The sequence below is a fragment of the Pedobacter jamesrossensis genome, from assembly GCF_042650905.1.
GTDB lineage: Bacteria > Bacteroidota > Bacteroidia > Sphingobacteriales > Sphingobacteriaceae > Pedobacter > Pedobacter jamesrossensis.
Window position 1 is genome coordinate 1 of record NZ_JBHSBY010000124.1, and the last position, 13,806, is coordinate 13,806.

Genomic DNA, 13,806 nt, shown 5'->3' on the forward strand with positions numbered 1-13,806 from the left:
ATTAACTAATTGGTTATAAGTTAAATATAAGAAAATAAACCCATAAAAACAAGTCAAATAGTTGGTAATCAGATATTTAAACACTTAACTTAATGACATTGGGCTCGCGCCGGCGGGAACTACAATCGCATCCCCGGCCTTTATGTAATATTCATTTCCATCGATAATGCATATGCCTTGCCCGCCCTCAAAACGGAAAAACTGATCGTTCGAGTGGTGCACCTCTTCACCGATATCCGTTCCTGGGGGCAGGTTCATCAGCACAACCTGAAGGTGCTCGCCTGTATAAATTACTTTTCTAAAATTGCTGTTTTCATGGGCATCTGTTTCGATGCTGCTTTTAAATCCTTTCATTTGATCTTGATTTTAAATTTGGAGAAACAGCTTTGAAATACCATTCCCGTGTTTTGTTTATTTAGCTGAACTTATGAACTCATAAGAATGTCTTTTCTTTCCTTAAATTCTTCCTTGCTTATTTCCCCGGACGCAAATCTTCTGTTAAGGATATCAAGCGGTGAATCTTTTCTGTGTCGCTGTCCAGGTATTTGGTAGGGTAGCGCAAATATCCAAAAGAGTAATACTACCCATATACACCACCAGATGAAATCCATTCCCCAATAGTTGTTTTCATAAAACATTATAATTGTTTTGATATGTGACTGGACATCCGGTCATAACAAATCTGGTGGTTTTTCGATTTGGTAGGTTGTGGAATTATGTTTATTCCTTATATCATTCACACTTTCATAGTATGTTCTTTGGTTCATCTTTCAATTTGGTGATGATTTCACGGATTTCAGCTTTTTCCTTTGATATATCCTGACGGATAAGTCCGAACAGACTCATGTAGGTGTTGGCAATCCAGACCAGAGCAAAGCTAGCAATAAGATATCCTCTCCAATCCTCCATTAAAAGGTGAAAATTTGTAAGGCATATAAAAATAATGGTAATATAATGGCTGAAACAGTATTCGCAGGTAAAAAGGTAAAAGAATTTCCTAACCAGAATGCTTTTACCATTGAGGCTTCTCTTGATGCAATATTCCCTGGGCTCCCGGAAAACCTCCTCATGCGTGACCGTCCATGCCACACAGGCAATTGGTATCGATAATAGGAAGAGCCATGTAATCTCTTGTTGAATTGACATTAGTTGATGTATTATTGATTCGTATAAACTAAAATTCTGTCGGATGTTTAAAGGATAAGGCACAGGATAACATTATGCCTCCAATGCCTTAAACATTTATTGTCTTTAATTCCTAGTGTTCAACTAACAAGTCGTTGCCTACCATAGTTACCCCACTGGCGTTCCAAGCCATTCTGCCAGCCTCATCTTTCTGATAGAAGGTACTTACATGTCCGTGCAGGTTTACGTGGTTGCCCGAAACCTGGACTTTGATCTTACAGTCCTTTAGCGATGAATTACGCTTGATTGCTTTTTCGATAGCCGCCTTTTCTATATCATCTCCATGATCAGATTTGATCTCGATGTAGTTAGAAATTCCTTTTACACCCGCAAGGTTTGTAGCTGCTTTTTCCGCCGCTTCACGCTGATAGTTCCACTTAACCTTTCCGCTCAAGGTAACCCATCCCTGTTCCACTTCAACACTCAGATGATCATCGGGCACTTCAGAATCGCCCTTGAAAGTATTGACCACGTCGGCTGCAATATCGGTATCGTTATTATTGTAGGCTGAACCCAGATTAACTGTAATTTCCTCTGCTACACCCTTAACACCCGACACATTTTTAGCGGCCTCTTCAGCCTCCAGCTTTTTTCGATAGCTGTCTACCGATCCTGTTAAGGTAACAATACCATCCTTAACCGTTACACCGATCTCTGCGGCATGCAAAAGCGGTTCCCATCTGATGGCATCCTGCACATCTTTTTGTAATTCCTCGTTTTTTTTCATCTTTTCTCTGTTTTGTATCCAATACCAGTTTAATATCCTGATCTGGATGAGTCTTTTTGTGAGCGGCATTTTAATCTGGTTTGAATTCTACAGATTCTATTTAAGGGATATTCAGTTTGGAGCCTGAGCGGATTATTGAACTCATTCAGGTCTGTCTCTTCTTCTCATCTACATCATCAGAACTGCAGCACCGGTTATTTTTCCAGCCCGTAGTGCATCAAGGGCCTCATTTGCCTCTTCCAGTTTAAACAGGGTAGTTTCTGTTCTGATGGGTATCTTAGGTGCTAGGCTCAGATACTCAATTGCATCTCGTCTGGTCAGGTTTGCCACCGAACGCAGGGTCCGCTCTTCCCAAAGACTTGAATAAGGGAATGAAGGGATGTCGCTCATGTGGATTCCCCCACAAACGACAGTGCCACCTTTTTCAAGATCTTTTAGCGCTTTGGGTACAAGTGCTCCCAGGGATGCAAATATGATTGATGCATCCATTTTTTCCGGTGTCGGCTGTGAGGAATCACCCGCCCAGGTAGCACCTAAACCCAATGCAAATTTCTGTGCCTTAGAATCCCCATCTCTGGTAAAGGCGAATACCTCTTTCTTTTCGCTGATTACTACCTGCGTAAGCAGACTGGCTGCAGCACCAAAACCATAGATTCCAATTCGATTGGCCGACGAATCGATCATCTTATAGCTTCTGTACCCAATTATTCCGGCGCACATTAATGGAGCGCCCGATGGCTTTGCATAACTAGGATCTAAAGGGAAGCAGTAATTTTCATCAGCCAGTGTATATTCAGCGTAGCCACCATCTATATTGTAGCCAGTAAACAGCGCATCTTCACAAAGATTTTCCCTATCATTAATACAATACCTACATTTACCACAAGTATAGCCTAGCCAGGGCACCCCTACAAAATCATCGGTTTTAAATTTGCTAACTTCATCTCCGGTCTGGCAAACTGTACCTATAATTTCATGTCCCATGATCAATGGAAGCTTTGGGTTAGTAAGCTCGCCGTCCATGATGTGCAGATCAGTCCGGCACACGCCGCAGGCAATCACTTTGATAAGTACTTGCTTTGATGAAGGAGTGGGGACCATCAGCTTTTTGAGTTGCAGCGGTTGCCCGGGTTTTTCCATAACCATTGCCCTCATCATACTCCTGATACGTAATTTCATAGTTGAATAGCTTAAATTGATTGAAAGAAAAAAGCGGGTTAAAAATTTGATCTGCTCCTTCAACAAAATTCAGTATTGAAAGTTGTTTTGAGAATGACGCCCATCATGCCGATTATAGATATTCATCATCAGTCCGTCCGAGATGATAGGCCAGTCAAATGAGTGGTTATCCAGTTTCAATTTTATTTCTTGATTGAAAAGCTACGCTTAGTGTGAATCCTGCAACGCTTTTCTTTAAAGGTGCAACATATAAGGTTTACAAATAGGCAACCTTTGATTGTTCCTGTTGCAGGAATTTTGCATTCTGGAAAAACCTCGAAATATTAACCATGAAAAAACTACAAGATAAAATCGTATTCATTACCGGTGGAAACTCTGGTATCGGAAAAGCAGCAGCACTGGAAGCCGCCCGTGAAGGGGCTACAGTTATTATAGCAGATTTAGCCGGGTCAAACCATCAAAAAACCCTTGAAGAAATAAGTGCCCTGGGAGGAGAATCCTTGTTTGTACCCATTGATGTCTCTGATGTGGAAAGCGTTAAACTGGCAATAAATTCTACAGTATCCAAGTTTGGGAGGCTGGACGTGGCTTTTAACAATGCAGGAATCGGCGCAGCGTATTCGGGTATACATGATCTTCCAGAAGAAGTATGGGAGAGGGTAATCTCTATTAACCTTACCGGTCAGTTTTACTGTGTCAAATATGAACTTCAGCAGTTTTTAAAACAGGGCGGTGGTGTAATCGTAAATATGTCCTCTCTGGGCGGTCTCAAGGCTGAGCATGGCCTGATTCCCTATGCTGCTGCCAAGCACGGGGTACTGGGTATTACCAAAAATATAGCCGTTCAATATGCTACCCAAAATATCAGGGCCAATGCAATATGCCCATACTATATAGAAACTCCACTGATCAGTGCCATTTCAGAGGAAATCCATCATAAATGGATTGAGGGTACCCCTTCAAAGAGGCTTGGTAAGGCAGAAGAGGTAGCCAAAGCATTTATTTATCTCGCCTGTGATGATTCCAGTTATTGTAATGGTACGCAGATCATTCTGGATGGCGGGGTGATGGCATAACATATTGACATATCTGTGCACTGCTTTTCGCCGTTGATGAACATCTTATCTCTGCATAACCTGTATCATTTGTAAAGGGAGAGTATAGGTTGACCTTTATTGGATAATGTCAATAAGTTTCTTTAGAATTTCTAAGCACAAACGGGATCGTGTATTAGCAAACGAAGGCATTTTACATTATCGGGAACTGTTGACAGCTACATAAGAAAAAGAGCAGCTGAACATGTAGCAGGCAAGGTTCTGGAATACGCTGATTGCTGATCAAAGAATAATTATTGATAGTTAACGAAAAAATAAAACAAATACCTTAATTTTTAACCATGGCCATACAAACCATAAATCCTTTTAATAATCAGGTTATTAAAAGCTACGAGGAAATGACTCCAGATGCGGTAGAAATCGCAATTTCCATTGCAGACGAAACCTTCCAGCATTGGAGGAAGACCTCATTTTCGCAGCGTAAAGTGTTGCTGCACAAAGTTGCAGACCTCATGCGTAGTCAAAAGGATGTCCTTGCCAAACTCATTACCCTTGAAATGGGGAAACTGATTGCGCAGAGTTATGCAGAAATTGCGCTCAGTGCAGATATTGTAGATTACTATGCGGACAATGCTGAAACTTTTTTGGAAGACCAGCGTCTTGAACCGGAATATGGGGAAGCATATATCAAGAGCACACCAATAGGCGTTTTGCTTGGAGTAGAGCCCTGGAACTTTCCATTTTATCAGGTAGCCAGTTTTGCAGCACCCAATATCATGGCGGGAAACGTAGTGCTGGTGAAACATGCCAGTAATGTTCCTCAGTGTGCGCTGGCTATCCACAGGCTTTTTGAGGAGGCTCGGGCACCAGAAGGTGTTTATACCAATCTTTTTCTTAGCGGAAGCCGCATAGATGAGGTGGTGGCAGATGAACGTATAAAAGGTGTCTCTCTTACCGGAAGTGAAGCCGCTGGGGCAAGCATTGCTGCCGCAGCCGGAAAAGCACTTAAGAAATCTGTTCTTGAGCTTGGTGGAAGCGATGCGTTTATTGTCTTAGCTGACGCAGACATCGATCAGTCGGTTGACTGGGCGGTAATCGGAAGAATGAACAATACCGGCCAGTGTTGCGTTGCGGCAAAAAGAATTATCGTGGTGGAAGAAGTTGCTGATGAATTCCTGACTAAGTTTAAAGCCAAACTAAGCGGACTCAAAGTAGGAGATCCAATGGATAGTGACACAGAGCTTGGGCCATTAAGCTCTGAAGGTGCGGTTATCCAACTGATTGAGCAGGTGCAAAGGAGCGTAAGCGCTGGTGCCAAGGTTCTGCTGGGCGGAAAACTCATTGAACGCAAAGGTGCCTTTATAGAGGCAACTATTTTAGGTGATATCAAGCCAGGAATGGCCGCTTACCACGAGGAACTCTTCGGGCCTGTTGCAGCTTTTTACAGGGTGAAGGATGAGCAGGCTGCTATTGATCTGGCCAATGATTCTCCATTTGGACTCGGTGGAAGTATTTTCACCAAAGATATCGAAAAAGGGAAACGCCTGGCTGAACAAATAGATACCGGCATGGTCTTTATCAACCATCCTACCTGGACCCAGGCAGACCTTCCGTTTGGAGGTACGAAACGCTCAGGATATGGCAGGGAACTGTCAAGCCTTGGCGTGCAAGAATTTGTAAACAAAAAGCTCATTAGGGTGAGTGCACTCTCTGACCCATTCTAACATCATATATTAATGCCAATGCCTTTTCTGATCCTTACATATACTATAAACGGATTAGGGAAGGTATTTTACCTTTAATATCAAAAACCAAATAAAATAGGTAACCCATGCGTTCATAAAAGAAACCAGATGTGTGCTCTGTAGATGCAAATCATTTTTCTTTTCTTCTAGACTATCTACCTGGGAAAGCGCCGATACATCATTTATCGCCTTTTTACTGGAATCCTGAATCTTTTTGATTTCTGTAAGTTTGTCGTCCGGCAACATCTGAACATGAAATCCATCTAATTCCATAATATAATCACTTTTAGTCCTTCCTGCTGAAGATTCCGGATCGCTGATCGGCTGGTCGTTTTGATCTTGTCTGAAATCACCACAAATCCAGCTATCTTTTCGTTAATTGAAAGATATGAAACGGCTTTACCCATTTTCTGTTCAGCACTCACCTTCTCACCCCAGAAACATTGCAATGGCAGCACTGATCTGATCCATCAGGCTTTTATTTCCCAGCGCAGGATTCTCTTTTCCAAGTTTTCCTGTTATACCTTTTCCGGTAATGCCCTCTAAATGATGGACATGCTCTACAGTGGGCCCCCATCTTCTTCGCCATTTTCGTAAAGAGGCTGGACAGAATAAGTTTATTGCCAAGGGAAATAGTGAGTAAAAAAGCCAATCTGCTAGTCAAGATATTTAAATCCTTTTGTTAATTTCGCGGCTCGTTTTTTGTAAATGAATCATTCAATTGTTAAACCAGATGGCCAATCTTCCGGTCATCAATAAAACCCAATTATGGAAAAGTTTGAAAAAGTAAAAGAGGTAATCTCAGCTATTGAGGCTGATGCAACGAAATTTTATGAAAACGGTAATGCAGCTGCTGGTACCCGTGTACGTAAAGCAATGCAAGATCTTAAAGTTTTAGCTCAGGAAATCAGAGCAGAAGTAACTGAAAAGAAAAACAGCGATAAATAAAAACAACACTGTTTTGGGAAATTATAAATCTCCTGGCAATTTTTGCCAGAAGATTTTTTTAAAATTTAGTTCAGCGAGTATGTTCTACAAAAATTAGGCGTTTATATGCTACGCATAGCGCCTAAAGTATAAAATGATTTAAGATTTAGGTTCAAAATATAAAACCTAGACCAGTTTAATTGAAAACGCAAAGTCTTAGCAGTGAGTTTTTAAAGGCTACACCAGCTTAATTTAAAACCTAGAGTCTACCCCTTAGAACATCACAACTCGATATTTCTCATTTAGGATGTTAATTTCCTCTATATGTGGAGTAACCATATGCTGAGAGTGTGATTGGTACATGGTAATGTTTCTCATCTTGAATCTGAAACACGACCTCAATAAAAGGGTAAAAGCTTTCGGTTTTCCTACTAGAAAAATATTCTTTTATAAAAAAGGTAAGCTTGTATATTCCTTTATTTTGTTCTCTTTGCTCAAGGAAGTCTGTAATCCGGCCTTGCGCATCTGTAACTTTCTTATCTACAAAAGACCATACTTTAGTTCTTTGATCTAGTTTTTCCAGCTGAACGGTAACACCGCTAGCAGGCATGCCTGAAGAAACATCTAAAATATGGCTTGATAACTGATATTTTGGTATCTGTCCATATGCAATATTTAGGATCATCCCCAATAGAGCACTTAAAATAATTTTTTTCATTTTTAATTTTCTTTTACTGTAATATCGGCTATTGGTAGCACCGCCGATCGTGCAATTAAGTCATCATTTTCAGCACTGCCGCCACCTGCAACACCAATACTTCCCACTATAAGATCTCCGTACCATAAAGGGACACCTCCACCGAGTAACAATAACTCAGGTAGAAAAGCTAAATTTTCGCTATCACTGCTCTTTTTTGCATTTCTTGCTAACGTAAGTGTTCTGGTTTTTGTTGAAAGCGCCGTATATGCCTTTCTTCTGGCAGCTTCGGTATTATGAGGGCCAACATCGTCGCCACGAGTAATGGAAATGGTTATTCCCGACTCATCTAAGATCGCAATCGATACCTGTTTACCCATTGCAGTTGCCTTAGCTCTGGCAACTTCGGCTAGGGCATAAGCTGCTTTTAAGGTAAGCCGACTTTTTGTTGTCAAATATGGATTGATTGATACAGCATGTGGCTCTTGCCTGGCAAAATCCTTTTTGTTATGGTTTGCCTCCTGGGCAAGAGCAGATATAGGTACAGTTATAAAAATATAAACTATAAATTTTTTGATTATCATTCTACAAAAATACTGGGTCACTTGCTAAAAAACGTTGACCTAGCGCAAGGATTTAAAGCCTGGATTTTATTCGACTAAGCGTTGAAGGGGATATACCCAGGTATGAAGCGGCCATTTTATTAGATAAACGCAGAAGAAAATCGGGTTGAAATTCAATAATCCAGCGTACTTTTTCCAAAGCATTGAAGCCCTGGAATCCATAAATCCTCTTTTGCGCATTGATAAATCCTAATTCCAGTATCTCACGATAAATCATAGCGAATTGTGGAACCATGTCTACTAAATGGAAAAAATCAGAACGACTAATGTACAATAGTTCCGATTTTGATATAGCTTGCAGATACTCAAGAGCAACAGTTTGCTGAATAAAACTGGGTAATGCCGTGCAGAAGCCACCTTTAAAACCAAAATATCGAGTAGTTTCATTTCCATCAATATTATAGGTAAATAACCTTAAGCAACCTTCATTCACAAAATAGTAACCCTTACATACTTCATTAAATCCTATGAGTATTTCATTGCGTCGAGCTTTTACTAAAATGAAGTGATTGCAAATGAGGTCCAAAATTTCTTCAGAAATGCTACTTCTGCTTGTGATATAGGTTTTTAATTGATGGTACATAGTTTAATATCAATGCCTTATAAAATGCAGATTTCCGCAGTAAAAGGTTTATAAAACACATTTGAAATATACATCAAAGTTAATTATTGTGGTAATTTACGTTTTTTAAGATAAGTAACGCCATCAAAGTTTTTACCCCTTGGTTAAAATCAAAGCAACGCTTTACGCGGCTTTGCCAATTATTTTATGCGTAAATTAGGTATAACATTGCTGGGGGTAATTAATTTACCAATTCACAAGTGTTTGTAAGGATTTGTTTCACTCAACGACTAATTGGTTATGAGAAAGTTAAAATTATTAATAATACCAATATTGGCACTTGCATTAAATGCTTGTAGCCAAAATAAAAGCACCGATGAAAATTCTAAAATGGTTAGCCAGATAAAGGATGTAAAAAAATATCCGATGGCCAAAACAAATGATTACTGGAAAAAGGTGCTTTCAGAAAATAGTTATGAAATTATGGTAAACAGTGGAACTGAAACACCATATAAAAACCCGTATTGGAATAACCACAAAAAAGGTATTTACGTTAGTGCAGCTACTGGAAAGCCTTTATTTAGCTCTGATGCAAAGTTTGAATCCGGAACTGGATGGCCAAGCTTTTTTAAACCAATTGATGAAAAGGCCATTAAAATCGTAAGAGATGCTTCTGACGGCATGATTCGGGATGAGGTTGTAGAAGCTTCAACAGGATTGCACTTAGGTCATGTTTTTGACGATGGACCGAAACCAACAGGCTTGCGTTATTGTATGAACTCTTATGCATTAAAATTTATTCCATCTAAATAAATCTATCATGAAAACTAGTAAAATATGGATACTGTTTGCGGTGTTTTTTGCTTCTTGTGCAAACGGAAAAACTGCAAAGCAAAATAATGATTTTGCCAAACTACCTCAACCCGATTCAAATGAAAAGGTAGCTACTTTCGCAGGCGGTTGTTTTTGGAGTTTAGCTGAGGGTTTGAGTGAATTAAACGGAGTTGATAAAGTTATAGCGGGTTATGCAGGTGGAAATGTTAAAAATCCAACTTACGAAGAGGTTTGTTCTGATAACACTGGTCATGCAGAATCTGTACAAGTTTATTACAATCCAAAAGTTATCAGCTATGCACAATTGGCCGAAGCATTTTTTTATGCGCATGACCCAACAACTTTAAACAGACAAGGGCCAGATGAGGGAGAGGATTATCGCTCTGTTGCATTTTATCGTACTCCAGAAGAAGAAAAAGAATTAAAAACCGTTATTGCTAAAGTAAATGCAAGTCATCATTATGGCGAACCGATAGTAACTCAGGTTGTTCCTTTCAAAGTAATTTATCCTGCAGAAAACTATCATCAAGGTTATTATAAAGCTCACCCTACAAGTTCTTATATCATAAATGTATCTAAGCCCAAAGTGATGAAACTTAGGGAAACTATGAATGCATATTTAAAGCCAGAATTTAAACATTAATATAAAGGGCTCAATTTCTGAAGCCCTTTATTATTTATAATCCAGAATAATAATCGTAGCCCTGTTCGGCCCAGTAATCTTTTGGCCTATTATTACTGAAAGACATTTTTCCGATTCTTTTAAGGTTTTTAATGCCATACTTAACCGGAATAATCAGGCGTAAAGGTGCGCCGTGTTCGTTAGTAATTGCTTCTCCATTCATTTCGTATGCAAGTAGGGTTTGTGGGTGTAAAACACTTTCCATTTCCAAGCCTACATAATACTCGCCGTTTGGAGTTTCCAAACCCATGTATTTTTTCTTTGTTTGTTCATCTAATTTATAATGAGCCAGAAAATCACTCAATTTAACACCAGCCCAATGTTGTATTTGGTCCCAACCTTCAACACATTTAAAGTCGAAAATAATTTCGGTTTTAGGCAGGGCTTTTATTTCTTCAATCTTAATACTTAATATTTTGTTATTGTTATAAATATTTAAAGTCCAATTGTTTATGTCGAAATTTTCATCGTCTTCAATTCCTATTAAACTATTTACCCTTACGTTTTTTGCCGCCCGTTCCTGAGGGTAGGTTTTAACCAAGTGATTATTGCTAAAGAAGTTTCGAAAGAAAAGTTCTGTTTTATTTAAAGCACGTCTTAGTGGGGCACGAGCGCCACCAGTAATTCCTGGAGTTTCTTCAGGTGCATTTAGCAAAGCTTTCCATCCTAAAATTGCGCCTCCGCCAAGGGCAAAAAAAGCACCAAATGAAATAAAATTACGTCGTTTTATTTTTTGCTCTATTGTAAGAGGAACATTGGCTTTCTTTTTATTCTGCTCTTTCATTGTCTTCAGTTTGGATTTTATCAGATGAGACTTCTGGATTTAGTTCTACAACTTCAAAGCCTGATACCACAGAACGAAAATTATTCCATCCAGCTAGAATTACCTGTATTACATGTATCATAAAGAATAATACGTAGCCAATGGTTAGTGCGAAATGTAGAATCCTGGCAAAATGATAGCCACCACATAACCAGCAAAGCCAGTAAAATTGCACAGGTTTGTAAATAGCAAGACCTGTTAGAACAGAACCAATACCCATAAAAATAATTGCAGTGTAAGCAATACGCTGTGCTGCATTATATTTTTTTTGAGGTGGAATGGTTTTTCTGATGTGTAAATCGTGCAAAAGTACCTGCCACGCCTCTTTAAACGAATTCTTCTTAGGAAATAATTCTCTCCATGAGCCTGAGAAAATTGTATAAAGGATGTACAATAGCCCATTAATAAAAAAGAACCACATAAAAAGGAAGTGAAAAGCCATTCCTTCAGCAAGCCGCTGTGGAATATGGAAATAATTATAAAACCATTCTGGAAAGAATTTTATAATACTGTAACCAAAAATAGAAATGCCATAAGCATCATTTGCCCAATAAATGAAGAGTCCACTCCAAATCATAATCATGAGTACCGGGAAATTAACCCAATGCGTCCAACGCATTAAAAACGAATGTTTTTCTTTAATTACCTTCATGATATTTTCTTTAATTAACGCAAAATATGAGTTTTTAAATTTATCAGTTAACTGTTAGTCATTGCTTTTTCGATTTTTGTTGCAGATGAAATTTTCCCTGTTTTTTTGTTCTGTAGAAATGCAATTATTTGTATTGCTTGAGAGTTTTTGAGTTTCTGAGAAGTTATTTCTACACTACCATTCTTTTTCCCATTTAGGCTAAAAGTTTCAAATTGATTTACGATTTGTACGTGCGAAAGTGTCTTGCCTTTATTTTCTCCTTTAAGAATTTTACTAATTGCATTTGTATTTATCAACGCGATTACTAAATCATCATTTTCAGTAGCTTGATTAACAGCATAGCTTAATGTTAAAAAATTACCTTCCTGTTTGGTTAACTTCATTTGGATACTGCTGGCTGTATTTGCAGAAAGCGCCGTAGAAATAGCTTTTCTCAATGTGCTTTCTTCAGAACCAACAAACTCTTTTGTACCATTAACTATTATTTGTGGCGTATAAACACTTTGTAAATTTAACCAATTAGCATATTGATTTTGTCTTGCCGAAAATTTAGGATTACTAAAGCTATCTTTCCAGCCTAATCTATCCCAATAATCTACATGATAAGCTAAAATATAAACAGATTTATTATAGTTTTCCTTTTCTATTTTGGCTACAAGCGCATCGGCTGGCGGACAACTCGAACATCCTTCTGAAGTAAATAACTCTACAACTGCAAAGCCAGAATCAATAGATAAATGTTTGTTAATTGGTTTTATAGAAAAAGCCATACTGATTGATGCAAGCAGTATTATGGCTAATGTTGTTTTCGCAATCATTGCTTGTTTTTTTAAGATTAGTCGTTATCTATAAAAAATCCTTACAAATAAATTGTATTAAAATTTAAGGATGCTAAAACGACAGCGAACCAAGTATTTAAGCGTTATACTGATACAATATACCATAAAATATGTACAACAAAAAGGATGGAGTTACTGACGAAATTATTTGCAGGTTTTAAAGCCGGTGAATAAAGCCTTTATGATAAGTTTAAAGTTGTTTTCAAAGCAAAGATTGGAGAGGAAATTAATAAAAATTAAATTTTATGTAAGGTTATCTCAAATTGTGCGACAAAGCATAAAACAAAAACGCAATAACATGAAAAATCAACTCTTAAAAACTACTGGTAGATTATTTTTAACCACATTATTAGCTGGTGCATTATCTTTTCCAATTTTAGCATCTGCAAGTCAGTTGCAAGATAAAATGTCGAAAATGAAACAAGACAAAATGGGTAAGAAAAAAATGGATAAGATGGAAAAAAGTAAAATGTCTAAAATGAAAACGGATTCGGTGAAGAAAGCGAAGATGGAAAAATCGAAAATGTCGACAGATAAAATGTCTAAAAGTAAAATGTAAAAAAATGCCTTCAATTTTCTTCAGAAAATTGAAGGCATTTTTGAAAATCTTATTGACTATTTCATTCCATCTTGAATTTTCTGGATCATATCCAAGTGTCCTTTTACAATTGGAGCAGTTTTAGCAGCAAATGCTTTCAAATCAGTATCGGTGCCATCTTTTGCTTCTTTTTCCATTAAATCCAAAGTAGATTTATGGCCATCTACCATCGCACTTACATAAGCCTTGTCGAAATCTGAACCGGTTTTTTTACTCAAATCATCCATCTTTTTCTTATGATCTTCATCAACTGTTGTTGGCAAAGTAATATTCTTAGTATTTGCAATCGACATTAACTCAGTGTTTGCTTGTCCATGGTCGCTAACCATCATTGTTGCAAATTCTTTAACTTTAGCATTTGTGCTCTTCTCTAAAGCTAATTTACCCAATTCAACTTCAGCCATACCACCAACAGCGGCAGTAGTTGCAAATTTCGAATCTTCTTCAGGAACTGCAATGCCGCCAGTTTCTGCTACATTGGTCGTTGTGTCTTTCGACATGTTAAGACTGTCTGCTGTTTCTTTAGCATCTTTATTTCCGCTGCAAGCCTGAAAGGTTAATGCAGATGCAGAAAGTGCCATTACATAAAATAAATTTTTCATATTATAAATTTTGTTGTGCCAATTAAACCCTTTTTCAAAGTAAATAGTTTTCAAAAAATGAATAAAAATGTTTTTA

At 38.1% G+C, this 13,806-nt stretch carries 19 protein-coding genes; 7 read left to right on the forward strand and 12 right to left on the reverse strand.

Translation table 11 applies throughout. From position 1 onward, the window contains the following. Positions 1-84 precede the first annotated feature (84 nt). Both ACFOUY_RS13185 and ACFOUY_RS13190 read right to left on the reverse strand, forming a co-directional pair. Positions 85-354 carry a cupin domain-containing protein gene (locus ACFOUY_RS13185; RefSeq protein WP_378961286.1) on the reverse strand — a complete coding sequence of 90 codons (270 nt, stop codon included), beginning with the start codon at positions 352-354 and terminating at the stop codon, positions 85-87. A gap of 71 nt (positions 355-425) precedes the next feature. Further along, positions 426-638: an SHOCT domain-containing protein gene (locus ACFOUY_RS13190; protein WP_378961287.1), complete on the reverse strand. Its 213-nt coding sequence runs from the start codon at positions 636-638 to the stop codon at positions 426-428. Between the two features lie 277 nt (positions 639-915). Between ACFOUY_RS13190 and ACFOUY_RS13195 the strand changes: the two genes are divergently transcribed. Beyond that, on the forward strand, positions 916-1,110 hold the full coding sequence (locus tag ACFOUY_RS13195) for a hypothetical protein (RefSeq protein WP_378961288.1): 195 nt from the start codon (positions 916-918) through the stop codon (positions 1,108-1,110). Between the two features lie 148 nt (positions 1,111-1,258). On the opposite strand, the gene ACFOUY_RS13200 is transcribed toward ACFOUY_RS13195, so the two are convergent. Beyond that, positions 1,259-1,981 carry a BON domain-containing protein gene (locus ACFOUY_RS13200; RefSeq protein ID WP_378961289.1) on the reverse strand — a complete coding sequence of 241 codons (723 nt, stop codon included), beginning with the start codon at positions 1,979-1,981 and terminating at the stop codon, positions 1,259-1,261. Positions 1,982-2,080: 99 nt separating this feature from the next. Then, positions 2,081-3,091 (reverse strand): zinc-dependent alcohol dehydrogenase family protein, encoded by a 1,011-nt coding sequence (locus ACFOUY_RS13205; RefSeq protein ID WP_378961290.1) that lies wholly within the window; start codon positions 3,089-3,091, stop codon positions 2,081-2,083. A gap of 329 nt (positions 3,092-3,420) precedes the next feature. On the opposite strand from ACFOUY_RS13205, the gene ACFOUY_RS13210 reads away from it, so the two are divergent. Both ACFOUY_RS13210 and ACFOUY_RS13215 read left to right on the forward strand, forming a co-directional pair. Then, complete coding sequence (locus ACFOUY_RS13210; RefSeq protein ID WP_378961291.1) at positions 3,421-4,167, forward strand: SDR family NAD(P)-dependent oxidoreductase; 747 nt, start codon at positions 3,421-3,423, stop codon at positions 4,165-4,167. Between the two features lie 320 nt (positions 4,168-4,487). Beyond that, positions 4,488-5,870 (forward strand): NAD-dependent succinate-semialdehyde dehydrogenase, encoded by a 1,383-nt coding sequence (locus tag ACFOUY_RS13215; protein ID WP_378961293.1) that lies wholly within the window; start codon positions 4,488-4,490, stop codon positions 5,868-5,870. 54 nt (positions 5,871-5,924) lie between these two features. Here ACFOUY_RS13215 and ACFOUY_RS13220 read toward each other — a convergent pair whose 3' ends face one another. Next, a complete protein-coding gene (locus ACFOUY_RS13220; RefSeq protein ID WP_378961294.1) occupies positions 5,925-6,164 on the reverse strand; it encodes a hypothetical protein in 240 nt (79 codons plus the stop codon). A 495-nt stretch (positions 6,165-6,659) separates the two neighbouring features. On the opposite strand from ACFOUY_RS13220, the gene ACFOUY_RS13225 reads away from it, so the two are divergent. Continuing rightward, on the forward strand, positions 6,660-6,839 hold the full coding sequence (locus tag ACFOUY_RS13225; RefSeq protein ID WP_378961295.1) for a histone H1: 180 nt from the start codon (positions 6,660-6,662) through the stop codon (positions 6,837-6,839). Positions 6,840-7,128: 289 nt separating this feature from the next. Here the strand turns inward: ACFOUY_RS13225 and uraH are convergent, their stop codons facing one another. From uraH to ACFOUY_RS13240, 3 genes are read right to left on the reverse strand one after another with little or no spacing between them, the layout of a single operon-like run. After that, positions 7,129-7,536, reverse strand: a complete 408-nt coding sequence (gene uraH / locus ACFOUY_RS13230; RefSeq protein WP_378961296.1) for a hydroxyisourate hydrolase — start codon at positions 7,534-7,536, stop codon at positions 7,129-7,131. Between the two features lie 2 nt (positions 7,537-7,538). Continuing rightward, positions 7,539-8,099, reverse strand: a complete 561-nt coding sequence (locus tag ACFOUY_RS13235) for a GlcG/HbpS family heme-binding protein (RefSeq protein WP_378961297.1) — start codon at positions 8,097-8,099, stop codon at positions 7,539-7,541. 52 nt (positions 8,100-8,151) lie between these two features. After that, the gene (locus tag ACFOUY_RS13240; protein WP_378961298.1) at positions 8,152-8,721 is read right to left on the reverse strand and encodes a Crp/Fnr family transcriptional regulator; all 570 of its coding nucleotides are present in this window, start codon (positions 8,719-8,721) and stop codon (positions 8,152-8,154) included. A 279-nt stretch (positions 8,722-9,000) separates the two neighbouring features. On the opposite strand from ACFOUY_RS13240, the gene msrB reads away from it, so the two are divergent. Continuing rightward, positions 9,001-9,513, forward strand: a complete 513-nt coding sequence (msrB, locus tag ACFOUY_RS13245; RefSeq protein WP_378961299.1) for a peptide-methionine (R)-S-oxide reductase MsrB — start codon at positions 9,001-9,003, stop codon at positions 9,511-9,513. Between the two features lie 7 nt (positions 9,514-9,520). Then, complete coding sequence (gene msrA / locus ACFOUY_RS13250) at positions 9,521-10,177, forward strand: peptide-methionine (S)-S-oxide reductase MsrA (RefSeq protein ID WP_378961300.1); 657 nt, start codon at positions 9,521-9,523, stop codon at positions 10,175-10,177. A 34-nt stretch (positions 10,178-10,211) separates the two neighbouring features. On the opposite strand, the gene ACFOUY_RS13255 is transcribed toward msrA, so the two are convergent. The 3 genes from ACFOUY_RS13255 to ACFOUY_RS13265 are packed head-to-tail and all read right to left on the reverse strand — an operon-like array spanning position 10,212 to position 12,509. Further along, positions 10,212-11,000 (reverse strand): molybdopterin-dependent oxidoreductase, encoded by a 789-nt coding sequence (locus ACFOUY_RS13255; RefSeq protein WP_378961301.1) that lies wholly within the window; start codon positions 10,998-11,000, stop codon positions 10,212-10,214. After that, on the reverse strand, positions 10,984-11,691 hold the full coding sequence (locus tag ACFOUY_RS13260; RefSeq protein WP_378961302.1) for a cytochrome b/b6 domain-containing protein: 708 nt from the start codon (positions 11,689-11,691) through the stop codon (positions 10,984-10,986). The genes ACFOUY_RS13255 and ACFOUY_RS13260 overlap by 17 nt, the downstream gene beginning before the upstream one ends. A gap of 47 nt (positions 11,692-11,738) precedes the next feature. Next, positions 11,739-12,509: a DUF1223 domain-containing protein gene (locus ACFOUY_RS13265; RefSeq protein ID WP_378961303.1), complete on the reverse strand. Its 771-nt coding sequence runs from the start codon at positions 12,507-12,509 to the stop codon at positions 11,739-11,741. 319 nt (positions 12,510-12,828) lie between these two features. On the opposite strand from ACFOUY_RS13265, the gene ACFOUY_RS13270 reads away from it, so the two are divergent. Beyond that, a complete protein-coding gene (locus ACFOUY_RS13270; RefSeq protein ID WP_378961304.1) occupies positions 12,829-13,089 on the forward strand; it encodes a hypothetical protein in 261 nt (86 codons plus the stop codon). A 56-nt stretch (positions 13,090-13,145) separates the two neighbouring features. On the opposite strand, the gene ACFOUY_RS13275 is transcribed toward ACFOUY_RS13270, so the two are convergent. Then, on the reverse strand, positions 13,146-13,730 hold the full coding sequence (locus ACFOUY_RS13275) for a DUF4142 domain-containing protein (RefSeq protein ID WP_378961305.1): 585 nt from the start codon (positions 13,728-13,730) through the stop codon (positions 13,146-13,148). Positions 13,731-13,806: the final 76 nt, after the last annotated feature.